The sequence below is a fragment of the Acinetobacter sp. MYb10 genome (assembly GCF_002980175.2).
Taxonomy (GTDB): domain Bacteria; phylum Pseudomonadota; class Gammaproteobacteria; order Pseudomonadales; family Moraxellaceae; genus Acinetobacter; species Acinetobacter guillouiae.
The window spans coordinates 2,263,940-2,287,832 of the sequence record NZ_CP058272.1; the positions used below are offsets into that span (position 1 = coordinate 2,263,940).

Annotated in this window: 20 protein-coding genes and 1 tRNA gene; 12 read left to right on the forward strand and 9 right to left on the reverse strand. The window is 37.7% G+C overall.

Features of this window, described 5'->3' with window-relative positions; genetic code table 11:
• Positions 1-7: 7 nt before the first annotated feature.
• The 4 genes from CQZ96_RS10530 to CQZ96_RS10545 all read right to left on the reverse strand — a co-directional run bounded on the left by CQZ96_RS10530 (position 8) and on the right by CQZ96_RS10545 (position 3,588).
• Positions 8-922: a glycosyltransferase family 32 protein gene (locus tag CQZ96_RS10530; protein WP_105713329.1), complete on the reverse strand. Its 915-nt coding sequence runs from the start codon at positions 920-922 to the stop codon at positions 8-10.
• A 104-nt stretch (positions 923-1,026) separates the two neighbouring features.
• Positions 1,027-1,785: a glycosyltransferase family 25 protein gene (locus CQZ96_RS10535; RefSeq protein ID WP_105713330.1), complete on the reverse strand. Its 759-nt coding sequence runs from the start codon at positions 1,783-1,785 to the stop codon at positions 1,027-1,029.
• A 10-nt stretch (positions 1,786-1,795) separates the two neighbouring features.
• Positions 1,796-2,782, reverse strand: coding sequence for a Stealth CR1 domain-containing protein (locus tag CQZ96_RS10540; RefSeq protein ID WP_105713331.1), 987 nt, complete (start codon positions 2,780-2,782; stop codon positions 1,796-1,798).
• 38 nt (positions 2,783-2,820) lie between these two features.
• Positions 2,821-3,588, reverse strand: coding sequence for a hypothetical protein (locus CQZ96_RS10545; RefSeq protein WP_004723130.1), 768 nt, complete (start codon positions 3,586-3,588; stop codon positions 2,821-2,823).
• Between the two features lie 234 nt (positions 3,589-3,822).
• On the opposite strand from CQZ96_RS10545, the gene CQZ96_RS10550 reads away from it, so the two are divergent.
• Both CQZ96_RS10550 and CQZ96_RS10555 read left to right on the forward strand, forming a co-directional pair.
• Positions 3,823-4,992, forward strand: a complete 1,170-nt coding sequence (locus CQZ96_RS10550; protein ID WP_004723131.1) for a nucleotide sugar dehydrogenase — start codon at positions 3,823-3,825, stop codon at positions 4,990-4,992.
• On the forward strand, positions 4,989-6,011 hold the full coding sequence (locus tag CQZ96_RS10555) for an NAD-dependent epimerase (protein WP_105713332.1): 1,023 nt from the start codon (positions 4,989-4,991) through the stop codon (positions 6,009-6,011). Before CQZ96_RS10550 ends, CQZ96_RS10555 begins: the two co-directional genes overlap by 4 nt.
• A gap of 125 nt (positions 6,012-6,136) precedes the next feature.
• Here the strand turns inward: CQZ96_RS10555 and CQZ96_RS10560 are convergent, their stop codons facing one another.
• The 5 genes from CQZ96_RS10560 to CQZ96_RS10580 form a co-directional block, all read right to left on the reverse strand.
• Complete coding sequence (locus CQZ96_RS10560) at positions 6,137-7,063, reverse strand: branched-chain amino acid transaminase (RefSeq protein ID WP_004723137.1); 927 nt, start codon at positions 7,061-7,063, stop codon at positions 6,137-6,139.
• Between the two features lie 26 nt (positions 7,064-7,089).
• Positions 7,090-9,840 (reverse strand): bifunctional [glutamate--ammonia ligase]-adenylyl-L-tyrosine phosphorylase/[glutamate--ammonia-ligase] adenylyltransferase, encoded by a 2,751-nt coding sequence (gene glnE / locus CQZ96_RS10565; protein WP_105713333.1) that lies wholly within the window; start codon positions 9,838-9,840, stop codon positions 7,090-7,092.
• 138 nt (positions 9,841-9,978) lie between these two features.
• Positions 9,979-11,256 carry a sensor histidine kinase gene (locus tag CQZ96_RS10570; RefSeq protein WP_105713334.1) on the reverse strand — a complete coding sequence of 426 codons (1,278 nt, stop codon included), beginning with the start codon at positions 11,254-11,256 and terminating at the stop codon, positions 9,979-9,981.
• Between the two features lie 451 nt (positions 11,257-11,707).
• Positions 11,708-12,688 (reverse strand): aspartyl/asparaginyl beta-hydroxylase domain-containing protein, encoded by a 981-nt coding sequence (locus tag CQZ96_RS10575; protein ID WP_105713335.1) that lies wholly within the window; start codon positions 12,686-12,688, stop codon positions 11,708-11,710.
• Between the two features lie 534 nt (positions 12,689-13,222).
• Positions 13,223-13,309: transfer RNA gene (locus CQZ96_RS10580), tRNA-Leu, on the reverse strand.
• A 184-nt stretch (positions 13,310-13,493) separates the two neighbouring features.
• Here CQZ96_RS10580 and queA point away from each other — a divergent pair.
• The 10 genes from queA to secD all read left to right on the forward strand — a co-directional run bounded on the left by queA (position 13,494) and on the right by secD (position 23,884).
• Positions 13,494-14,531: a tRNA preQ1(34) S-adenosylmethionine ribosyltransferase-isomerase QueA gene (queA, locus tag CQZ96_RS10585; protein WP_105713406.1), complete on the forward strand. Its 1,038-nt coding sequence runs from the start codon at positions 13,494-13,496 to the stop codon at positions 14,529-14,531.
• Between the two features lie 147 nt (positions 14,532-14,678).
• Positions 14,679-15,701, forward strand: a complete 1,023-nt coding sequence (locus CQZ96_RS10590; RefSeq protein WP_105713336.1) for a hypothetical protein — start codon at positions 14,679-14,681, stop codon at positions 15,699-15,701.
• A gap of 88 nt (positions 15,702-15,789) precedes the next feature.
• Positions 15,790-16,815 (forward strand): hypothetical protein, encoded by a 1,026-nt coding sequence (locus tag CQZ96_RS10595; protein WP_105713337.1) that lies wholly within the window; start codon positions 15,790-15,792, stop codon positions 16,813-16,815.
• Between the two features lie 19 nt (positions 16,816-16,834).
• A complete protein-coding gene (locus CQZ96_RS10600; RefSeq protein ID WP_004723147.1) occupies positions 16,835-17,404 on the forward strand; it encodes a LemA family protein in 570 nt (189 codons plus the stop codon).
• A gap of 397 nt (positions 17,405-17,801) precedes the next feature.
• Positions 17,802-18,380, forward strand: a complete 579-nt coding sequence (pnuC, locus tag CQZ96_RS10605; protein WP_267313596.1) for a nicotinamide riboside transporter PnuC — start codon at positions 17,802-17,804, stop codon at positions 18,378-18,380.
• 11 nt (positions 18,381-18,391) lie between these two features.
• Positions 18,392-19,405, forward strand: a complete 1,014-nt coding sequence (locus CQZ96_RS10610; protein ID WP_105713339.1) for an AAA family ATPase — start codon at positions 18,392-18,394, stop codon at positions 19,403-19,405.
• 238 nt (positions 19,406-19,643) lie between these two features.
• Positions 19,644-20,060: a hypothetical protein gene (locus CQZ96_RS10615; RefSeq protein WP_056514982.1), complete on the forward strand. Its 417-nt coding sequence runs from the start codon at positions 19,644-19,646 to the stop codon at positions 20,058-20,060.
• 274 nt (positions 20,061-20,334) lie between these two features.
• Entirely contained in the window at positions 20,335-21,465 is a 1,131-nt protein-coding gene (gene tgt / locus CQZ96_RS10620) for a tRNA guanosine(34) transglycosylase Tgt (RefSeq protein WP_004723155.1), read from the forward strand.
• A 134-nt stretch (positions 21,466-21,599) separates the two neighbouring features.
• A complete protein-coding gene (yajC, locus tag CQZ96_RS10625; protein ID WP_004723156.1) occupies positions 21,600-21,929 on the forward strand; it encodes a preprotein translocase subunit YajC in 330 nt (109 codons plus the stop codon).
• A 53-nt stretch (positions 21,930-21,982) separates the two neighbouring features.
• Positions 21,983-23,884 carry a protein translocase subunit SecD gene (gene secD, locus CQZ96_RS10630; RefSeq protein ID WP_004723158.1) on the forward strand — a complete coding sequence of 634 codons (1,902 nt, stop codon included), beginning with the start codon at positions 21,983-21,985 and terminating at the stop codon, positions 23,882-23,884.
• Positions 23,885-23,893 lie beyond the last annotated feature (9 nt).

Genomic DNA, 23,893 nt, shown 5'->3' on the forward strand with positions numbered 1-23,893 from the left:
TAGTTTCCTAAGAAATATCGAGGAAACTACCTTCGAAATACATTTTCTTTGAAAAGTAATGACTGAGTGTTTTTCGTTCTTTTCCTGCGAGTTTTAACAATCTAGGCGCTTCGGCTGGAGGATAATTAATAGCAAAATCAATTAAAATTTTTTCTTTGACCCACTGATTTTTCACTTGATAAAACAAAGCATTTTCATCGCAATTAATTAAAGTGATACTTGGAAAAGATCTCCTTAATATTTTTTGGCAAGCAACATAGGCCACTAAATATTCTAGATTACCAATTCTTTGAAAAATATCTTTGCTGTTTTCTTGGGTATTTCGAATATTTTCTACATAGCGCTTGGGAGTTTGTTGAATTGCTACATATAATTCATCAAACCAATATTTAAAAAAAGTATTATTTTGAACAGTTGCCAACAACCAATTTTCCAATACTGGATAATCGATCTGCGTGGTATTTTTTTTACGATAATATGAAAAACATTCTGTCTGATTTTTTTGCATCAACTCAGAAATCCAGTCTAGATTTTCATAGACAATAATACTGGCATCTAACCAAATTCCACCATGCCGATATAACAGATCAAATCTAAGTAAATCAGCCTTTTGTTGAGGCGTCGCCCCCTTCAATAAAGAAAAATCAATATCACTATACTGGCTGACATTTTCAGGATTAAGTACATACACTTGATAAGATTGATTTTTTGCTTGAGTATTTTGAATACACTTTTCAACAAACTCAGGAAAATCACCTTCCCAATAGACCCATATCTTTTTAGGTAATTCAATGGGTGAAGAAACAGGATTAAAAATCAGTTGTCCTGCATAATTATCAATTTTTTGATTGGTATGTCTAATTTTGTAATAGTACATCATATGAAATTTAGCTAAATAAAATAATTTTTTAAAAATTTTCATATAAAAAATCCAATATTTTTTACAAAAAAACAGAACCAATAAAATTTAAACTATACAGCATTTAAAATATTCATTACGTCATTTACTAGAACATCTTTGTACACTTAAAAATAAAGGTGTTTAAATGCATACATCCGATCACGCCACATACGTTTTTGCTTCTTAAAACCATAAGAATCGTCACGATTTTCTTTCTCTTTACGAGATATTCCTTGTGTTGCAACTGTACCTAAAATATCGCTATCTAGACCTGCTGGGCGAACAAAAGCAGGCCAAACACCTAATCCTTTTCCATTCTTACTCAGCCAAGTTTGGAAAAAGATATCAACAGGCATGGTAATTGTTTGACCTTGTGCAATAAACGCTTCAGCACCTTTACGTGACCAGATTAAGCCCAAGCCACGAATAGGAAAATAATAAGCATGCCACAATGAATAGTCACCCAGCTGAGTAATGTCTTTGGCTAACTTTTTCTTCTTTGCCGCTAAATTTACCAAATACCAATCTAGCGCTTGATGGCGATCTAAATAAGCTAAAACTTGATCCATAGATTGTTTGAAATCAGCTGTAATTTTCATATCATCTTCTAAGACAACAAGATAATCCGCATCACTTGCTAAAAATTTCTGAGCGCAGCCATAATGACTGAGATAACAACCCAGTTCTGAATTAAGTAACCGTCTTCCTAAAGTTTGCTGCGTTAACGCATCATCATAATCCTGAAAAGATGACAATTCTTTGCCACGTCCATCATAAGCAGAAAAACGCTCAAACTCCCAGTTTACCGCCTGTAATTGTTCTGTTGCGCGAGCAAGCCGCTCATCACTACCATCTAAATTGATCAGATATGTTTTAACTTTCATGATTGGCTTCCTACGATAAAACTTTGGCTGAAATAACTGATTTAGGTAAATAGTCATATAATTTATCGATCATTTTACGACGTACCTGTGCAGCATTCTCAGAATTCAGTTGATCTAAACTTTGGATACAACCATATTTAATATTGTCTTGATTCAATGCGTCTACAAACGCAGGTAAGCTTTCAGCATTTTTCAAATAAGCCAAAGCCAAATCAGGCTTTAAAACAGCTTCATTTTTTTGAATCTTTAAATGATTCATCAAGGAGATTGGATTTAATTGTTCGACACTTCTAAACTTATACTTAATCTGTGTTTCTAATAGGTCTGGATGACACAATAAATATTCACTTAAAATTTTACGATCGAAACAGTGTGGATAATGATGGATTTCAAAAAACTCTTTAAATCCTAAAATATCAGCACCCAGCATTTGTGCAATCACATGACCAGGTTGAATCGGTTTATTAAAATTACGATTTAAAAATTGACGATATTTCAGCTTGGTCTTGTAACTAAAGCAACTTTTCCAGTGTCCATAGGTGACGATTTTATCGCTCTCAAGAAAATCTTCAATTTGAGCTGGTGAATTAAAAAAGAAGTCATCATTTAAGTAGATAAAATAATCTGAAAGCCCGTTGATATTCCACAACATGCTTTCAATTGAACGGGTATTAAATGTGGGTAAAAATTGCGTATAACCAGCAAAAATCTCACGATGATCAACGACACGAATTTTATTTGCATCACAAAGACCTTGGGCTACAAATTGATTTAAAAATTCAGGCTGCTGATTATCTGTAACAATGAAAATATGACGGCAAAAAGGTACATACTTCAATATAGATGCAATGTTGTAATAGATCTCATCATTACTGGCAAAACGTGTATCGCTCACAGCATCTGAGGCATCACCACCTGTGAGATATTGCTGACGTTTACGTTTTAACTCAACATCATTGCCATCGACCCAAGCAATCACGATATCAAGGTTTTGCATCTATATTGTTCTCAAATGTTCTAATCATCTAAATAAAATTATTGCCAAGCATCTTTAATCCAGTCTGAAGGCAACACATAGCGATACCATTTACCCCCACCACCCGTCACGGCATCAGGTGGATTAATTTCTCCATGGAAAATAATGATTTTGGCATCTTGTGGCTTGACTGGTGGCTTAAAATAAGCCAATGGTAGCTTTTGCAAGCAATGATATTTATAACTCTTACACCAATCTTTTGGCCAGTAGCTGAGTTTCTGCTGCTGATCGACATACCAAGACAAATATTCTTGTTCATTTCGAAATTTATGACTAATTTCTTTAAAGTTTTCACGAAAATAAGGCAAGATGTCAGGAAAAGTACCCAACTTAAAACGATAAACTGAACTATTCCCAGTCACACGCCAAGGACGTTTCCAGTCGTGAATAATGAGGAATTCACCAGGATAACTAAAGAAGTCATCAATGTTGTCTACAATGACCACATCAAGATCTAAAAATAATAAATTACCTTTTAAACCATATAAATCAGGTTCAAAAGTCGATAACTTATTCCATCCACGTTCAGGACTTCCTTCAGGCAATGCTAACGGCGGAATTGGAAAGCATTGAACCTCTGGATTAATACCTTCTGTACGGTCAGTCAAACACACCATTTGGAAATCAATTGTGGTATGTCGTTTGACCATGTTATATAGGCGATTGACATAATCAGCACCATATTTGCTGCCCCACTTCATACACAAAACGATATTCTGTTCTGATTCAACTAAATTCGACTGTAAATTTGATTCATTGACCTGCATGCATCAATCTTCCACCTGAGCAATCCCCATATCATACCATTACCATCGCCAAGTTACTGTATCCGATTGCATATGCTGAACAATTTGTTTCATGAGAATATGCTATGATGCGTTAACAATTTACATTGAGCATAATCGCTTTAATTGTTCGATATTTTATTGAGCAATCTTTGAATGAATGCTCTGTGAAATTGAATACAACTTTTGCAAGCACATTTTCTATATTAGGTTTTTATGAAAATAGCAGTCGCTGGAACAGGTTACGTTGGCTTATCCAATTCAATGATATTTGCGCAACATCATGAAGTTGTTGCAGTAGATATTTTAGAATCTAAGGTTAACTTGCTCAACAATAAAATATCGCCCATTCAAGATGCGGATATTTCATTATTTTTAAAAGAAAAATCATTAAATTTTACAGCCACTACAGATTACCAAGCAGCTTATCGCAATGCGGATTTTGTGATTATTGCAACACCAACGGATTACGACACCAAAACCAATTATTTTAATACGCAAAGTGTTGAAAGCGTGGTTCAGCAAGTCTTAGAGGTCAACCCCAATGCAGTGATGGTGATTAAATCAACTGTCCCTGTCGGCTTCACCAAGAGCTTAAAAGAAAAATTTCACACTGAAAATATTATCTTTTCTCCAGAATTTTTACGTGAAGGAAAGGCATTGCATGACAATTTGTACCCTTCCCGTATTATTGTTGGGGAAAAATCTGACCGGGCAAAACTGTTTGCTGACTTATTGATCGAAGGGGCCATCAAAAAGGACAGCCCTGTTTTATTTACCGACGCAACTGAAGCTGAAGCAATTAAGTTATTTGCCAATACCTATCTCGCTATGCGCGTTGCCTATTTCAATGAACTGGATACCTATGCGCAAATTTTTGGTTTAGATACTCATCAAATTATTGATGGTGTTTGTCTAGATCAACGTATTGGTAATCACTATAACAATCCGTCATTTGGTTATGGTGGCTATTGCCTACCGAAAGACACCAAACAACTTTTAGCCAACTATAATCACGTTCCAAGTAATTTGATTCAAGCCATTGTTGACTCAAACAGTACGCGTAAAGACTTCATCGCAGACTCGGTAATTGCACGTAACCCCAATAAAGTTGGTATTTATCGCCTAGTGATGAAAAGTGGTTCAGATAATTTTAGAGCGTCGGCAATCCAAGGTGTGATGAAACGCATCAAAGCCAAGGGAATTGAAGTGATTGTCTATGAACCAACTTTACAAGAAGATGAGTTCTTTAAGTCCAAAGTCGTCAATGATTTAGAACAATTTAAACAGCAAAGTGACGTGATTATTGCCAATCGGGTCTCTAATGACTTAAGTGATGTATTAGATAAAGTCTATACACGAGATATTTTCGGAGCAGATGAATGAAAGTCCTCGTCACAGGTGCAGCAGGTTTTATTGGCTTCAATGTTGCAAAAAAACTTTTAGAACGTGGTGATGATGTTGTCGGCTTTGACAATATGAATGATTACTATGACCCCACCTTAAAACAAGCCCGATTAGCAGTTCTCAAAGATACGGCGGCACAAACCCAGCAAACATTCACTTTTATTCATGCCAATCTTGCTGATAAAGCAATCGTTGATCAATGTTTTCAAGATCATCAATTTGATCGGGTGATTCATTTGGCTGCACAAGCTGGTGTCCGTTACTCATTAGAAAATCCATTGAGTTATGTCGAAAGTAATTTAATTGGCTTTACCAATATTATTGAAGCATGCCGTTATGCCAAAACGCCACATTTAACCTATGCCAGTACCAGTAGTGTTTATGGCGCGAATACCACCATGCCATTTAGTGAAAAACATGGTGTTAACCATCCTGTGCAGTTCTATGCGGCAACCAAACGTGCCAATGAACTCATGGCGCACAGTTATAGCCATCTCTTCAATTTACCGACAACTGGCTTACGCTTTTTTACTGTCTATGGTCCTTGGGGCCGTCCAGACATGGCTTTGTTTAAGTTCACCAAGAACATTATTGAAGACCAACCTATTCCTGTGTTCAATCACGGCAACCATACCCGCGACTTCACTTTTATTTCAGATATTGTGGAAGGTGTGATTCGTTCAAGTGATCAAATTGCGCAACCTGATCCAAACTGGGACAGCAAAAATCCTGACCCATCGACCAGTCATGCGCCTTTCCGTATTTTCAATATCGGCAATAACAATCCAGTAAAATTGATTGAATATATTCATGCCATTGAAAAAGCTTTAGGCAAAGAAGCAATTTTAGAATTACTTCCATTACAACCGGGCGATGTGCCAGATACTTTTGCGGATAGTAGTGCTTTAGAACAGATGGTGGGGTACAAACCGTCGGTATCTGTTGACGATGGTGTTAAGCAATTCGTAGATTGGTATCGAGATTTTTATCAAGTTTAATCAATAGTATTGTTCAGTTTAAAGCTTAATTTTAGCATTTGAATTTTTCTTTCAATTCTTTCAATACTCAAATTTAAGCACAAAAAAAGGATTCCACTAGGAATCCTTTTTTAGCATTCAACCACTTATTTTACATAAGTCAGCCAATGTGCATATTTTGGATCTTTACCTTGAACAGCATCAAAGAATGCTTTTTGAATCTTCTCAGTAATCGGACCACGAGCGCCTGAACCAATTTCACGATCATCATATTCACGGATCGGCGTCACTTCAGCAGCAGTCCCAGTAAAGAATGCTTCATCACCAATATAGAATTCATCACGGGTAATACGACGTTCAACAACTTCAATACCCATATCTTTCGCAATGGTGATAATCGTTTGACGCGTAATCCCATCCAATGCACCGCCAGCAATATCTGGTGTATGTAATACACCATCTTTGACTAAGAATACATTTTCACCTGAACCTTGGCATACATACCCTTGAGGGTCCATAAGCATTGCTTCATCATAACCAGAATGTGCCACTTCTTGGTGTGCAAGAATAGACAAAGTATAGTTACCTGAAGCCTTGGCTTTACACATGGTCACGTTAGGGTGATGATGGGTAAATGATGAGGTTTTAACACGAATACCTTTCGCCATTGCTTCATCGCCAAGGTAAGCACCCCAGCTCCATGCAGCAACTGTCGCATGAATGGTATTATCAGTTGCAGCGATACCTAATTTTTCCGAACCAATGAAAATAATTGGGCGTAAATAGCATGACGCCAATTTATTTTCACGGACAACATCAATTTGAGCTTGTTCAAGAGTTGCTTGATCAAATGGAACTTTCATTTGATAAATTTTTGCAGAATTTAACAAACGTTTTGTATGGTCTTGGAGACGGAAAATCGCAGTACCGTTAGGTGTTTCATAAGCACGGACACCCTCAAAAACACCCATACTATAATGTAATGTATGAGTTAAGACGTGAATTTTAGCTTCACGCCAATCAACCATTTGTCCATCTTGCCAAATAAAACCATCACGATCAGCCAAATTCATGGCGCACACTCCAAATTTTTACACAATTATTCACTTTCCAAAGCGAAATTCGCTGTTGGATCAATTAATCTTTGCCATAACTTGCAAACGACCTCTCGGGTATCGTGCCAATCCGCAGCACTCACTTGCATATTATGATTTGCAAGTGCCAAACGGTGGCTCTCGGCGCGTTCACTGAGATAAGCTTGAATCAATGCGGATACATCGTCGCTGGATAAGCAACCTGCCTTTGCGGCATCTTCAAGGATTCGTACGTTGTCGGAATAATGGGCGAGATCAGGATTCGTCCCACTCCAGGCTAATACGACATACTGTGCCATAAATTCGATGTCAACGATACCACCTGCATCCTGTTTTAGATGAAAAATTCCATCTTTTTTCTGATCTTTTGAGGAACCCAAATGATCTTTCATCTTCTGGCGCATGTTCAAGACTTCTTTGCGAACCGTTTCTTCTTCTCTCGGTAATGTGAGAACCCTGCAACGCAATTCTTCAAATTTTGCTCTTAGGCTTTGCTCACCTGCAATTGAGCGTGCGCGAACAATTGCTTGATGTTCCCACAACCAGGCACTTTTGAGTTGGTACTGTTCAAATGCTTTTAAACTGGTGACCAATAAGCCTGCTTCACCAGAGGGGCGCAAACGGGTATCAATTTCATAGACTCGGCCATCTAAAGTTTGTGTGGTCATCAGAGACATAAATTTTTGCGCAACACGCATGGCAAATTCAAAGCCACTAATGGCCTTTTGACCATCAGTATCTGCTTGCTCATCCATATAATGAATAAAAACCAGATCAAGGTCTGAACCATAGCCCAGTTCAATGCCGCCTACTTTGCCATAACCAATCACAGCATAGGCCATGTGGTCTAATGAACAACGTAAGCCTTCTGCATCGACAGGATAACCATGACGCTTAGCAACCGTCTGATAAGCCAAATTTAATGTCGCGATCACAGAAACTTCTGCAATATCCGTTAAAGCATCCGAAACTTTCATCAATGGGCTTTCTGCCAGTACATCACTTGCGGCAACGGTCAGCACATTGGATTTTTTAAATAAGCGCAATACTCGCATTTGATCTTCAACTTGATCGATTTCAATACGTAGTAATTGCTGGCGTAGTGAGTCTTCCAAATAATCTCGTCGAGGCAGTTCAAAATCCATGGATAAAAACTCATCCAGCAGAACTGGATAATGTGTCAATTCCTCACAAATCCATGGACTGACTGTCGCCATTTTGACCAAACGTTGCAGCGCCCCTTTGCTTTCAATCAGCATCACCAAATACACAGTACGGCGCATTACAGATTCGACCAGCGGCATCAATCGCATTAAAGCCACTTGTGGACTATTCGACTGTAAAACTGCCTCAACCAAATGCGGCCAAAATTCTTTTAAACGCTGTACAGCTTTAGCAGGCAGTTTCTTAATTGCATGACCATACCAAAACTCATGAATCAGATTTTGTGCATTACTGTCTAAGATCTCATTGAGTTGGCTTTCCAGCTGACTAAAACTTTCAATCGGAGAATCTAGCCCTTTTTCTTTAATCAAATGCTCAAATTGAAAAGTCACTTTGCTGCGCTTTTGGTTGAGAAAATCAATAAAAGCATCCCAATCATCAAAACCCAAGGTATCAATTATTCGCTGACGAAGTTCAGGCTCGGTTGGTAAAGATTGTGTTTGCTGGTCATTCAAAGCTTGAATAGCATGCTCTACACGGCGTAAGAATAGATAGGCATCTTCAAGATCCTCTACGGATTGATGATCGAGTAAGCCTGCCTCACCCAAATGTTTTAGGCTAACAAGGCATTGGCGGTCTTGTAATTCTAATTTTGCTCCGCCATAAATCAGCTGAAAAACCTGCACAATAAATTCAACTTCACGAATACCACCAGCGCCCAGCTTAATATCATCTGCAATGTTACGCCGAGCCACCTCTCGTTCAATCATGGCTTTCATTTCACGCATGGCTTCAAAAGCAGTGTAATCTACATATTTACGAAAAACGAATGGGCGGGTCATATCCAATAAACTATCACCGTCTTGCCCACCCGTGATAATACGCGCCTTAATCCATGCATAACGTTCCCACTCACGCCCATGCTGACTTAAATATTTTTCTAAAGCCACATGACTTATTGCCAGTGCTGAACCATCTCCCCAAGGACGTAAACGCATATCCACACGGAATACAAAACCATCTGCAGTAATATGATCCAATAAATAGATCAGTTTTTGCCCCCACAAGATGCAAAATTGCTGTACATCAATACACTTACGACCATTACTTTCACCTTGTTCATCAAAGGCAAAAATCAGGTCAATATCACTAGATAAGTTCAGCTCTTGTGCCCCAAGCTTGCCCATCCCAATGACGATCAAATCTTGAAGCTTGCCGTTATACCCCATCGGTTCGCCATGTTTTGCCAGCAAAGGAATTCGGGCAAAATCTTTTGCTGCAACGATACAGGCATCTGCAAAATCAGACAGTTCTCGTGTTAACTTCACCACATTGGTCAGTTGGTTGGCATCTTGCCAAATCCAACGAAACATTAAGCGTGCACGAAGAATACGTAAGACTTTCATCCATGTATTTTCATCTAGAATATTGACTAAATGATCGTAAACGAGTTGTTGAATTTGTGCTGTACTGAGCGATTGTTGAAATTGATCAATTGCATAATCATGTTCTAAAGTGGCTTGATGTAGACTTAATACTTGTTCTGCATACTGACTTGCATGTAATGTTTTTTGCAATTGCTCAATGTTCATTGAAAAGCCTGTACTTATGTTTTATCAGCTTATTTATAGCAGTTTGCTTTACATTTAGGGAGGTTTTTGTACTTTTCTTAAAAAACAAAGCTCAAAAAACCACCACTCACAATCAATCTAAATTGTTCAATTATAAAATTATGAAATTTTTATTTTATCTTGCTTGATTTCAGGACAAACCAAAGTTTGATGGGTGTTTTTTGCAGCAGGTAAAGCAACAATAAAAGTCGTTCCCTCACCTGTTTTAGAGCTTACAGAGATTTTTCCATGATTGAGATCCACAAACCGTTTACACAGAACCAGCCCTAAACCTGTTCCTCGTTCTCCAATGGTGCCTTTTATACTGGCTTTGATCTGTGGTTCAAACAGTTGCTCAATTTGCGGCTGCGTCATTCCCAAACCAGTATCATGAATAATAATTTCTATATTTTTCCCTACGGGGTGCGCAACAATGGAAACTTTTCCAGAACCATCAGTACGGGTAAATTTTAAGGCATTTGAAACCAGATTTTGAATCACTGAGGTCACCATATTCATATCTGCAAAAACGCTTAAATCCTCAGCAACATTTTCAATCAGTTGTATATTTTTATTTACAGCCAAAGGCTTAAGCACATCGTAAACGATCTTTGTGGTCTGTTTTAATTTAAAATTAATCGGATGATAAACAAAGCGCCCACCTTCTGCCATCGCCCAATTGAGCAAGTTTTCAAGTAAGGAATAGGTAGACTGCAAGGTATCATGTAGATAGTCTGCAATATCTTGTATACCTTCATCACTCAATGTTTCTCGTTCATTTGCTAAAACATCCGAGAAGCCAATTAACCCATGAAACGGCGCACGTAAATCATGTGCAATGACTTGGAAAAACTTGGTCTTACTAAAATTTAAAGCGCGTTCTTGTTCATATAACTCATAATAATCTTGAGATTCAGATTTACGCGCTAAAATCGTCACCAAACCTGAGCTAAGTTCTTCTAATAAAGCCTGCTGTTTGCTTGTAAATCTTGTATCTTTATCATCATAAAAATAAACATGTGCAATAGAGTCATCATCTTCTAACTTAAAGTCATAGCACAATAAACGTTGGTGTTTTATCCCAATTTCAGCCATATATTGTGAGAATTTTTCATAATTTTTATGGGTTTCTGAAACGATGAGCTGATTGCCAAAATACGGCGATAAACTCAGTTTATGTGGAACTGACGCGGCTTTGAAATCACCGCCTTCATTTGCAACCCAAATATAAGGCTCGTTATGAAAAGTAAAAAAGGCATTTTCTACATTGAGAACGGCTCGCGCTACACGTAAGTAACGTTCAATTTTATTATTTGAGGTATAGACCCCTAAAATCAGCGATAGTCGACAAGCACTGAGCTGTTCGGTCTGATGAGCTTCTAAGAATTCTAATTTCATGTTTACCTCATTTGCACTTTCAGTTAACACGTTAGTTATTTAAATCGCCCACTTTTAAATATCAATTGCTTCCAAATACATCAAAACTTAAGACAGATTGCAAAACACAGCTTTGGAAGAGCACTTACAAATGTTCACATAAAACAATATAACAGCAATACAATCAAATAAAAACAATGGGGTGAAAATTTCGATAAATTTCACATTTTTTTCAACATGAGCAATCAGTTAGAGCCTTATATATTTTTATGATTTGAATAGAAAAAACGAAGTGTTTTATAAAGACCAATACTTTAAAACATGGTGATCAAACTCATAAATCAGATATCAACCTATTGGCGTCTATAGCCAAGCTTAGGGATGTAGAAGCCGCTGTAAAATACACAATAGTAAAATTCGGCATCAACCAGAGCAAGGATATACCTTAAATGAGTGAGAAAATACATTATTATTAATTCATTAAAAAGAGCATTTCAAATAAATAAACCACACCATACAAGATCATTAAAATCAGAGATAGCAGCGTTAAATTTAAAATGAATTTGAGTATTTTATACGTCTTGAAATGCTTTTCACGGAATTGTATTGAATACTGTCTAAATGGCGCAAAAAATTTAAAAATCGCACTATACACCCCTCTTTTATCTTCAGGCGTGTTTGGAACAACGGTACCTTTGACAAGGATACGATAAGCACTGTTAAAAATTCGTCCGAATATGTTCATCGGACGATCAACATCACACATCAGAATTAAACGCGCTGAATTTGCTGTGTTATATGCAAAATGTGGATAGGTTTCATCAAAGACAAAATCTTTACCATCAAACCAAGTACTGGTTTGCCCATCAATATTAATTTGGCAATTTTCAGAGTTAGGTGTCAGCAAACCGAGATGATACCTAAAACTACTACCGATAGGATCTGCGTGTAAGCTCAGTTCAGAACCTGCTGGTAACAGTGAAAACATGGCACCTCGAATAGCAGGGACTTGATTAAGTAATGCCAATGTCTTGGGGCATAATCTTTGCGCGGAAACATGGGTTGTTCCGTACCATTTTAAGTAAAATTTACTCCAACCCCGTTTGTAAAAAGTGCGAAAACCAACATCATAATAACCGTCTGCTCCAGGTGTCTTGATCACTTCAAACACACCCGATGACTCTAATGCTATTGCCTCATCTCTAATAATTGTCCAATTGGCTCTAAGTACTTCAATATTCTCTAAAAAATCAGCATCTAATATTGGCTTTTTTGCAAAGCTGCGTGTCGTCATATACAGAACACAATTAAATGGTGCAAATATAGGCCAACTTTTTCTTAAATATTGTGAGAGTGACTCATAACGTGCTTTTCCTCGCCAACGGTATACATAAGTCATGGCTGCTATCGAATACACGATTAAACCAATGATGATCATAATACTTAGATTCATTATAATTTTACTCCGATTATGATTTCTGTATCCTCGTGGTGTGTCCTTGATTTTCCTTAAATAAAACCAATCTTCTTTACTGGATAAGCCGCACTGAGATCATTTAGTTATTTTTCAAAATAGCGGGAAAAATAAAATATTTTCAAATTATTTAAAATACTTTTAACTATAACTAATTAATCTTCCTATAGGCAAGAAATATGTACACCTTTGGTTAAGTTTTAAATGATTGAAATTAAAAATTTTAACTATCATTCTTAAGTGATCAGGCGCTATTTATCGCATACTGATATTTGTTATAAAAATGCGTCATTAAAGAGGGATCGAAGGAACACTAGAAATTACGTAATTTTAATTAAACATCGAAACCATCATTTAAATACCAATCTATTAATTGATCCATAGTGATCAGAATCAGTTTTTTCTTTTTAAGCACTCGCGTTCTTATTTCATTTCTTAGTTTTTGATAGCACTAATTTCAGGCAATAAAAAAGCCCTCAAGTCTAAATATGCTTGAAGGCTTTCCATAATATATGGTCCCGAGGGTCGGACTCGAACCGACACGTCATCGCTGACAGTGGATTTTGAGTCCACCGCGTCTACCAATTTCACCACCTCGGGAGAGGTTGTGTGCGTATAATAGCGCGTTTCATTTTCTTGTCAACGACAAGTTTTCACATTTGTTTAATTTTAAGGCATATCTGGTTTTTTTGGATTATAAAACATCAATTTCAGCCATTAATTTGAAAAACGACTATACTAGCGGCAGTTTTTAAATCCCAAATGTCAGTTTTTCTTCCTCATGATGCAACTCTCCGATTTTAATTTCGAACTTCCCGACGAACTCATTGCGCGCTACCCACTTGAAACACGTAGCGCTTCTCGCCTTTTATATCTCAATGCAGATGGTTCATACCAAGATCTTCACTTCACCGATGTTTTTGATTTATTCAATGAAGGTGATTTATTGGTACTCAATGATACCAAAGTGATGAAAGCACGTTTAAAAGGTAAACGCGCCTCTGGTGGTGCTATTGAAGTTTTGGTTGAACGTATTTTTGATCAGACCATTGCACATTGTCATATCAAAGCCAGTAATTCGCCTAAAGCAGGTGCTGAGTTATTTATTGGCAAAGATGAAGTTAAAGTGACGGTAACAGGGCGTCATGAAAACTTATTTGTGGTGGAATTTTCTCAGCCTATTTTGCAAGTTTTAGATTTATACGGACAATTGCCTATTCCGCCTTACTTTAACCGTGAAGCAGAAGCCATTGACACAGAACGCTATCAAACCGTGTTTAACGATCCAACCAAATTAGCAAGCGTAGCAGCACCGACAGCAAGTTTGCACTTTGACCAAGCCCTATTAGAAAAATTAGAGCAAAAAGGCGTAAATAAAGCGTTTGTAACCTTGCATGTGGGTGCTGGAACATTTTTACCAGTACGCACAGATCAGATCGAAAATCACATCATGCACAGTGAATGGTGTGATGTGCCTGAAGCAACCGCAAAATTGATTCAAGAAACCAAAGCACGTGGCAACAAAGTGATTGCCGTTGGAACGACAGCAACACGCGCCTTAGAAAGTGCAGCACAAGCGTCTGGTGGAAAAATTGCCGCATGGACAGGCGATACGCAAATCTTTATTTATCCAGGGTATCAATTCTGTGTGGTTGATCGCTTGATCACCAACTTTCATTTACCAGAATCTACCTTGTTAATGTTGGTATCTGCATTATCCAACCGTGACAATATTATGAACGCATATCAACATGCTGTTGCAAGCAAATATCGTTTCTTTAGTTATGGTGATGCAATGTTGATTGAAAACGCAAATGGCTAAGGTCTAACGAAGCGCAATCTCTTTAAAAATTATTGCTTAGTCAGCATACCAATATGCAAAGTGTGGTTTAAACACCACACTTTGCATTCAAAATCATTTTTTCGTTACAATCAGGCATCTAAGCACTTGACACAATAATGAATAAAGATGAATGATTTACTCACAAAAATTCAAAATGCCTTTAGTCAACAACACGCAAATAATGGCAAGACTCAGCACAATATCCATGCGATCAATCAGTTACTCTCATCAAATCAAGATTTTGAACAGATCATTGCAAGCTTAAAGAATTGGCAAGATGATCCGAGTCTGTCTATTCAAAATTATACGTTTTGGCTTTTTATCGCGATCGCAATTGGCTTATTTGTACTGGCTATTTTTACCCACCCGATACTCTTACTGGTTGCGGGTGCGAGTGTGGCTTTTGCTTTCTATAAACGCACTTCAACAAAAGCCCTCAATCAACTGGTTGAAGATGCTCATCAAAAGAACCTAGAAGCAAAATATCAAATCCGCTTCTATCCCAATGCCTTCGATGAAAATATTGAGTCTCCCTATAATTTCCCGTTATTTGGTTTAGGGGATCATGAAAATACCATTAGTCATTGCATTTATGGCGCTTGGCAGGTCAACGGTATCAACTATCCATATATGCTGTTTAATTATCATTATGTGGATGAAGTCGAAACTCGTGATTCAGAAGGCAAGAAAAAGACTGAATATCGTCATTATGATTTATGGGGGATCATCCTAGAAAACTTCCCTGCTCAAGGTATCAGTATTTCATCTAAACAAAATCGAGCCTGCCGTCTTGGGGTAAAATGGTCGAGTGGGGATATTCGTTTCGACAATCAGTACCAATTAAGTGGTACAAATGAAATGCAACTTGCCAAATTTTTTACACCAAATCATGTATTAATGCTTGATCAAGCCATGGCTTATTTTAAAGGTGATTTTTATGTTCAAGACCAGCGCCATTCTTTGTGCTGGCTGTTTAAAACAGATATTACCAAAGCGCAAATGCAAGTCGATAAAGTTCAAACTGTCTATGATTTGGCTGCACAACTTGAAAGTATGAACATGCCTGATTATGAACAGCTTAAAGATTCACTGATCACGATTCTACAAGAAGTCCAGCCTCATTATGCGACAAATAAAGTTGAAAAATAAACAATTTACTTTGTCGATACAATAATTTATCGCATACTTATCAATCTGGAATTCGAACTTTAATAGACTTCAATCATGATTATTTGCCATGCCTATAGAAACCGTTGAGCGATTGCTTCACCTACGCACAAGAAAAAATAAACATGTGATGCGCAATATCGCTCGGCTTTGGGAAATTGGACAACAGGCTCAATCTGCACAAGATATTTTAGATGGCTTACATCCGTGGGGAGAATGTAGAGAATTATTTTTTCATAACCTCATCCCCAGACTGCTGTTTATGATTGGGGTACTGACTGCAATTTTTGGTTGGCTGATTCATTCCTATATTCCCTACCCACTGAGTCTATTAGCAGCCTTGTTATGCTGTTTTGGTGCTTATTTAATTTATGAGCAAAGCGATCCAATTGATGAGGTCATCAATTTTTTAGAACAGCGCATGATGTTTCTCCGCTACGAATTAGATTTTAATAAAACCCCAAGCCATATCTCCACAACAAGCAATAGCTTTTTGATCATGAGCAAGTTAAAACAAAGTTTTCCATTGTTTTCGCAAGGCAATGTGTTGAATGAGATTGAACAATTTGCATCCACCAAATGGTTTGATGGTGAACAAGAACATCATGTGATGTTGTTTCAGTATCATTATGTCGATGAGTTTTCACTGCCCAATACTCAGGGTGAAAAACAGAAAATTAAGGAAACCCATAAAAACCAATGGGGCGCTTTTATTTTTCAATTACCCGCTCTTGGCTTTGCCGCCAGTAATAAACACCATGAATTTATTCCGCCCTATACCCAAATATGGAAAACTGCGGATATTCTGGTCAATCAAAATTTATATATTTTTGGCTATGATCAACATCAACTTGCCCGTACCATTAGTCCAAGTATCACCTTAAAATTAAGTGATTTTTTTCAACACTATTCAGGTGATATTGTTTATCATTTTGAAGAAAATATGCTGTGCTATATGGGAGATCAAGATCTCTTTCGCATTCGTCGTAAAAAACAAAAGCTTCAGGATATTTCAGCACTTCGTGGACATTTAAGAACATTAACCATGCCTGAATATGAAAAATTTAAACAGTGCATGCTAAACTTGATTTCATAAATCAAAAGGAATAATCAAAATGGGTTTAATCATATTTATTGGGATTTTTATTGTTCTGATCGTTTGGGGTATTCTGGTCAGAAATAACATTGTGCGTTATTTCAATGCGACACAACGAGCATGGGCTGAAGTTGCCAATTTTGAACGCCAAAAAGTAAAAACACTGGAAACTTTAGAGCAAACTTTGGCGCAATATACACAGTTTGAAAAATCAACTTTGGAAAAAGTGACCGAGTTACGTCAGCAAATTTTAAATCTAAATCTAAACAATACTGATGTTTCTCAATTACAACATGTTGAAAAACTCAATCAAGATTTAATGAAAAGTTTAAATGTGGTGGTTGAAAATTATCCTGAACTCAAAGCGGATACTTTGTATGCAAAAATGATGGATGATATTCAAGAACAAAATGAAAATGTCGGTGCAGCAATCACCATATTTAACCGTAATGTTGAAGAATTTAATAACACCATCGAAATTTTTCCAAACAATATGATCAATACCATTACTTTGGCAAAGAAAACAATTCGTCCATTTTCAGACAATGTGGTCACTCAGAATTTTGATTACAAGCCTAATTTCAACTAAGCTTCACTCAATATTGTTGGAAAAACCCATCCTTCCCAAAGAAATATTGGGAAGGTTCTTTAATCAAACATCACTTGAATAAATACGTAAAAAACAAATAATGACAATGGATTTATCAACAAGCTTGGTAAAAAACAATGGTCAACAATCCAGTCCTTGCATGCGATTAAACTAAAATTTCAAATCGCCTGTAGGATTTAAATCGGGTATAAATTACCAGCAAATAACACCAACAGCATTACTTAGAATTACCAACCCTATGTTGAAACTCTTTTCCCCCTCCCTCTTTCACCTTCTTTTCAAAAATTGGAATATATTTGAGATTATTTGGCTTTTTAGTTTTATTTTCATCGGCTGTATCATTACCTTAGTTCAACACGATACATCGTTTAATCTCGTGGTATTACTCAGCGGAATTCTCTGTGTAGTATTAGCAGCAAAAGGCAATATTCTTAACTATAGTTTTGGTTTGTTTAATAGCTGCGCTTATGCATGGATTTGCTATAACAACGGGCTTTATGGCGAAATGGGACTGAATCTCTTATTCTTTGTCCCAACCGCTTTGATCGGCATGCTACTTTGGCAGAAACATACCAAAGAAAAACAATTACAACAGGCCTATACCCTTCGGCAGGCTTATTTGATTTTGATCATCCTGAGCAATATAGGTTGTATTGCGATACTCGGTTATCTGCTTGCCCAAATTCCCACTCAAAATACGCCTTATATAGATGCAACCACCAATATCCTTGCAATCACAGCAACGATTTTAATGCTGCTGCGTTTTAAAGAGCAATGGTGGTTCTATATTGCTTTAAATATCTTCAGTATTTTAATGTGGGCGATCCGAACCCTTGATGGTAGTGGTGATGGTGCAATGATGTTATTGATGTGGTCAGCCTTTCTGATCAATGCCATCTATGGCTACTATAACTGGAACAAACTTGCACAAAACCACTCAAACCCATCCTATTGAATTTAAAAACTATGAAAAAAATCGGACTGACACTCGGTAAATATGCACCCTTACATGCAGGTCATATGCATGTATTTGAAACAGCATTACAAGAAGTGGATGAGCTGTATGTATTGATCTATCAAAGTTCAATTACAACTATTCCCTTAAACATTCGTGCCCAATGGATCCGAGATTTATTTCCTCAAATTCATGTAATTGAAGCATGGGATGGGCCTGAGGGATATTCCAATGATCGGGCGTTTGAAATAGAACAAGAAAATTACATCATTCAAAAGCTCAATGGCGTGAAAATTTCGCATTTTTATAGTAGTGAATTTTATGGTGAGCATGTCAGCACAGCGCTCAATGCAATTGATCGTAGAGTGGATGAGTCACGTCTACAGGTGCCGATCTCCGCTACAATGATTCGAGCAAATGCCTTTCAAAATCGGAAATTTATCCCCAACTGTGTCTATGCAGATTTGATTAGCAAAGTCGTCTTTGTCGGTGCAATGTCTACAGGCAAGTCGACTCTGGTTGAAGCGCTTGCGAAAAAGTATGCAACAACTTTTGCCCCAGAATATGGGCGTGAATATTGGGAAACTCACCAAGTTGATCGTCGTATCGGTTTTGAAGATTTCAATATTATTGCAGATCGTCATATCGCCTATGAAGATCAGGTCACTTTAGATGCAAACCGTTATTTATTTGTAGATACCAACGCGATAACCACAGCGATGTTTTGTATGGATTATCATGGACGATTACCTGAGCACCTCAAACAACTTGCACTCGAAAATGCACAGCGCTATGACTTATTTTTCTTGTGTGAAGATGATATTGCTTATGACGACACTTGGGATCGTAGCGGCCCCCAAAAAAGAGCTATTTTTCATCAGCAAATTATTGCGGATCTCAAACAACGTCGGATTCCATACATCGCTTTAACAGGAAGTTTAGAACAACGGATTGCCAAGGTTGAACAAGTGCTAAATCAGTTTGATAAATTCAACAATTTTTTTGGATCAGCTTTAAAGCCATGATCAGGAATCGATTATGGCGATTGAGTATATTTGACTCGAAACATATCGCCTAAATCACCATGTGGAAATTTGAATAAAAATTCAGCCATAATCCTGTTTATTTTCAATATAAAAAATGACATTTCGATCATTTTCTGATATTTTCAAACCGCTAAAAAATGACTATTTTTAGAACAAAACGATCAACTAAAAATGATCAACTTAATAAAAAGACAATCTAAAGATTGGAGTAAATCAAATGTTAAAAAAATTATTCATGATGTTATGTCTGTGTTTTCTCTGGCAAGCCCCTGCTCAAGCGAAAGGCCTGTTAGTTTTTAATACAGGCGATGAAATGTTTAAAGTTGGCCCATTTCCACAAGAAGTGTTAAGTCAATATGAAGATCTTAAAAGTTTAAATGCAGGATATAAATGTAGTCACTTTGGAATCTTATGGGCAGATGTCAAAACATGGGACTGCACCTTGGTCGGCATGACCGATGCAGAACCAGATACGTTTTATGAATTACCTGATGATGTCATTTCAACCTTAAGTAAAAATCCTGAATACCAAGAAAATAAAATGCAACGTAATTTTTGGAATCATTATGGAATATTCATCATGATTCTGGGAGTTATCGCCTTGATCATTATCGGTCGTAAGGCAAAAGACTAATTTTCTATCTTGTCCAAATCTAAGCTCAAAAGCGAACCATTATTCGCTTTTGAGCTACATAAAAATAACACCTTGATATTCAAACAATAATTATTCAACGATAAAAAATGATTCTCACATCAATCTATTGATATTCAAGCCGCTAAATCAATAATTTTAAATTTAACATTATGAAAAACAACATGACTGGTATTCGACCATAAAATCAGGGAAAATAGCCCCCTTTTGCAATTATCAATCAGCGAACTGTTTTTTCGCCAGATTTAGGTTATTTATGAAGTTTGAAAAATTAGGTCAGTCGGGGCGTGCTCGTCGTGGTCGTTTAACTTTAGAACATGGTGTGATTGAAACACCTGTGTTCATGCCTGTGGGAACTTATGGCACAGTTAAAGGCATGTTGCCGCGCGATATCGAAGACATCAAAGCACAAATTATTTTAGGCAATACCTTCCATCTTTATTTACGTCCTGGACTAGATGTTATCCGTGAACACGGCGGTTTGCATGAGTTTATGAAATGGGGCAAACCGATTCTTACTGATTCAGGCGGCTTCCAAGTATTCAGCCTGGGTGCTATGCGTAAAATCAAAGAGGAAGGGGTTACTTTCCGCTCACCTATCGATGGTTCAAAAGTCTTTTTATCTCCTGAAATTTCAATGGATATTCAACATACATTGAACTCAGATATTGTGATGATTTTTGATGAATGTACGCCATACCCAGCAACCCATGAAGAAGCACAGAAATCGCTTCAACTGTCATTACGTTGGGCGAAGCGTTGTAAAACACAACATCACGATGTTTTAAAAAATAGAAACGCATTGTTTGGAATCATTCAAGGCGGCATGTATGAAGACCTTCGTGAAGAGTCTTTAAACGGTCTTAAAGAAATTGATTTTGATGGCTTTGCGATTGGTGGTTTATCTGTGGGTGAACCCAAAGAAGAAATGATCAAAGTTTTGGATTATCTGCCTGCAAAAATGCCAGAAGATAAACCACGTTATTTGATGGGTGTGGGTAAACCAGAAGATATCGTTGAAGCAATTCGTCGTGGTGTCGATATGTTCGACTGTGTCATGCCAACCCGAAATGCACGTAATGGTCATTATTTTGTTACCGATGGTCTGGTTCGAATTCGTAACAGCCAATATCGTCATGATCAAAGTCCACTGGATCCACATTGCGACTGTTATACCTGTACCAACTTCACCCGTGCTTATTTATTCCATTTAGAAAAATGTGGTGAAATGCTCGGTTCAATGTTGGGCACGATCCACAATTTACGTTATTACCAACGTTTTACCCAAGATATTCGTGATGCTTTAGATCAGGGAACTTTTGACGAATACGTGACTGATTTCTATCAACGTCGCGGTTTAGAAGTTCCTCCTTGTCCTGCTGACTAATGCCCCAATATAAAGTTGAATTGAAGATTAATTCAACAGTATTTGCGCTGAAACCCAAGACAAGGTAAATTGCTGAACAAGTCAATTTAAAAGCCATGAAAATGGCAGATAATTTTTAACATTAGGAAATTAGAATGAGCTTATTTATTTCTTCTGCTCACGCTGCAGCAGCGCCTGCACAAGGCCCAGGCATGATGGCAAACATATTGATGATTGTAGTATTTGTTGCAATCTTTTATTTTCTCATCTGGCGTCCTCAAGCAAAACGTGCAAAAGAACACCGTACTTTAATCGAAAGCTTAGGTGTTGGCAGTGAAATTGTATTTGCAGGCGGCTTAATGGGTCGTATCCTAAAAATTGATGGCGACTTTGCAGTGGTTGAATTAAGCAAAGGAAATGAAGTCAAAGTTCAACGTGCAAGTGTTATTTCAGTACTCCCTGAAGGTACATTAAATAACCTTTAATCATAAAACGGTCGTGCACTTAGCACGACTTTTTCATTTTAAGAAGAAAGCGAATGCGTTACCCTGCATGGAAATATATATTGATTCTAGTGGTACTAGTGATCAGTACATTATATGCGCTGCCGAGTTTGTATCCTGACGAACCTGCTGTTCAAATTTCTGGTGCCAAGGCTGGTACCACAATTGATCAGTCTGTCATACAAAAAGCAGAGCAAATTTTAAAAAGTGAAAATATTAGCAGTCATGATAATACCTTCACCAACAATGCTGCCCTTCTGCGTTTAAATACGTCTGAAGCACAGTTAAAAGCAAAAGATGTCCTCAGCAAAGGTTTGGGTGAGAACTATACCGTTGCATTAAACCTTGCACCAACCACACCTGAGTGGTTGCAAAAAATTGGCGCTAAGCCAATGAAGCTTGGTTTGGACTTACGTGGTGGTGTTCATTTCTTACTTGAAGTAGATATGGACAAAGCTATTGCACAACGTATGGAAACCTCAGCAACAGACTTACGTCGTGAGTTCCGTGACAATAAGATTAAATTTAATAGTCTTTCATTGAACAACAATACCATTACGATTCAGTTTGCAAATAATGATGACCGTGCAGCGGTAATGGACTTTTTACGTCGTGATGGGAATAAGTTCAATCAACAAGCTTTAGCAACGGATACAGGTTCTACGCTTAAGTTGACCTATAACGATGCGACCAAGCAAGACATTCAATCTTACGCACTCAACCAAAACTTAACGACTTTACGTAACCGTATTAATGAGTTGGGTGTGGCTGAAGCATTGGTACAAAGCCAAGGCAGCAACCGTATTGTGGTTGAATTGCCTGGTGTACAAGATACTGCCGAAGCTAAACGTGTCTTGGGGCGTACTGCAAACCTTGAATTCCGTTTAGTATCTGATTTAAATGATCAATATATTGACCGTTTCACAGGTAAATATAATGGTCAACCTTTACCGCCAGGTACTGAAGTTTTTGCTTACGAATCTTTGGACAGTGGTCGTGAACTATTATTAAATCGCAGCCGTATCCTTACCGGTGAACGTGTACAAAATGCATCAAGTGGTTTTAGCCAAGATAGTGGTGGCGCTGAAGTAAATATTACTTTAGATACTGCTGGTGGTAAGTTGATGTCAGATGCAACCCGTACTGCTGTTGGCAAACGTATGGCGGTTTTGTTTATTGAAAATAAACAAAAAATCACCTCTGTTGCTGATCCAGTTACAGGTGCGATGACAGAAGTACGCACACCATATACTGAATCTGTGGTGATCAATGCTGCAAATATTCAAGCTGTTTTAGGTTCATCTTTCCGTATTACCGGTTTAGATTCTCCTCAAGAAGCGGCTGAACTTGCATTGATGCTACGTGCAGGTGCTTTAGCTGCACCAATGTACTTTGTAGAAGAACGTGTTGTTGGTCCAAGTTTGGGGCAAGAGAACATCGACAAAGGCGTATTATCAACTCAAGTTGGTTTCCTGCTTGTTGCAATCTGGATGATCGTGTTCTTCCGTCTATTTGGTTTAATTGCGGATGTAGCATTGGTGATTAACTTGGCAATGCTTCTCACCATCATGTCTTGGATCGGGGCTTCACTGACCTTGCCAGGTATTGCAGGTATCGTAATCACCATTGGTATGGCGGTCGATGCCAACGTACTGATCTGTGAGCGAATACGAGAAGAAATGCGCTGGGGGGCCTCGCCCAAACAGGCCATTATTGCCGGTTATGATCGAGCCTATAACACCATTCTCGACTCAAACTTAACCACATTCTTGGTTGCATTTATTCTGTTTGCTATTGGTACAGGTCCGATCAAAGGCTTCGCTGTAACGCTGATGATTGGTATTATTTGCTCAATGTTTACTGCAATTACAGTAACACGTGCAATTGTCCAATTGGTATATGGCAGAAAACGTAACTTGAATAAGTTGAGCATATAGGAGATCGAA

What these genes read in the sequence shown, in the direction of transcription:
- secD (WP_004723158.1), top strand. Translation starts at nt 21,983, where the DNA reads ATGCGTTACCCTGCATGGAAATATATATTGATTCTAGTGGTACTAGTG.
- tgt (WP_004723155.1), top strand. Translation starts at nt 20,335, where the DNA reads ATGAAGTTTGAAAAATTAGGTCAGTCGGGGCGTGCTCGTCGTGGTCGT.
- CQZ96_RS10540 (WP_105713331.1), bottom strand. Translation starts at nt 2,782, where the DNA reads ATGCAAAACCTTGATATCGTGATTGCTTGGGTCGATGGCAATGATGTT.
- yajC (WP_004723156.1), top strand. Translation starts at nt 21,600, where the DNA reads ATGAGCTTATTTATTTCTTCTGCTCACGCTGCAGCAGCGCCTGCACAA.
- CQZ96_RS10610 (WP_105713339.1), top strand. Translation starts at nt 18,392, where the DNA reads ATGAAAAAAATCGGACTGACACTCGGTAAATATGCACCCTTACATGCA.
- CQZ96_RS10590 (WP_105713336.1), top strand. Translation starts at nt 14,679, where the DNA reads ATGAATGATTTACTCACAAAAATTCAAAATGCCTTTAGTCAACAACAC.
- CQZ96_RS10595 (WP_105713337.1), top strand. Translation starts at nt 15,790, where the DNA reads ATGCCTATAGAAACCGTTGAGCGATTGCTTCACCTACGCACAAGAAAA.
- CQZ96_RS10555 (WP_105713332.1), top strand. Translation starts at nt 4,989, where the DNA reads ATGAAAGTCCTCGTCACAGGTGCAGCAGGTTTTATTGGCTTCAATGTT.
- queA (WP_105713406.1), top strand. Translation starts at nt 13,494, where the DNA reads ATGCAACTCTCCGATTTTAATTTCGAACTTCCCGACGAACTCATTGCG.
- CQZ96_RS10550 (WP_004723131.1), top strand. Translation starts at nt 3,823, where the DNA reads ATGAAAATAGCAGTCGCTGGAACAGGTTACGTTGGCTTATCCAATTCA.
- CQZ96_RS10575 (WP_105713335.1), bottom strand. Translation starts at nt 12,688, where the DNA reads ATGAATCTAAGTATTATGATCATCATTGGTTTAATCGTGTATTCGATA.
- CQZ96_RS10570 (WP_105713334.1), bottom strand. Translation starts at nt 11,256, where the DNA reads ATGAAATTAGAATTCTTAGAAGCTCATCAGACCGAACAGCTCAGTGCT.
- CQZ96_RS10530 (WP_105713329.1), bottom strand. Translation starts at nt 922, where the DNA reads ATGAAAATTTTTAAAAAATTATTTTATTTAGCTAAATTTCATATGATG.
- glnE (WP_105713333.1), bottom strand. Translation starts at nt 9,840, where the DNA reads ATGAACATTGAGCAATTGCAAAAAACATTACATGCAAGTCAGTATGCA.
- CQZ96_RS10545 (WP_004723130.1), bottom strand. Translation starts at nt 3,588, where the DNA reads ATGCAGGTCAATGAATCAAATTTACAGTCGAATTTAGTTGAATCAGAA.
- CQZ96_RS10615 (WP_056514982.1), top strand. Translation starts at nt 19,644, where the DNA reads ATGTTAAAAAAATTATTCATGATGTTATGTCTGTGTTTTCTCTGGCAA.
- CQZ96_RS10560 (WP_004723137.1), bottom strand. Translation starts at nt 7,063, where the DNA reads ATGAATTTGGCTGATCGTGATGGTTTTATTTGGCAAGATGGACAAATG.
- CQZ96_RS10535 (WP_105713330.1), bottom strand. Translation starts at nt 1,785, where the DNA reads ATGAAAGTTAAAACATATCTGATCAATTTAGATGGTAGTGATGAGCGG.
- CQZ96_RS10600 (WP_004723147.1), top strand. Translation starts at nt 16,835, where the DNA reads ATGGGTTTAATCATATTTATTGGGATTTTTATTGTTCTGATCGTTTGG.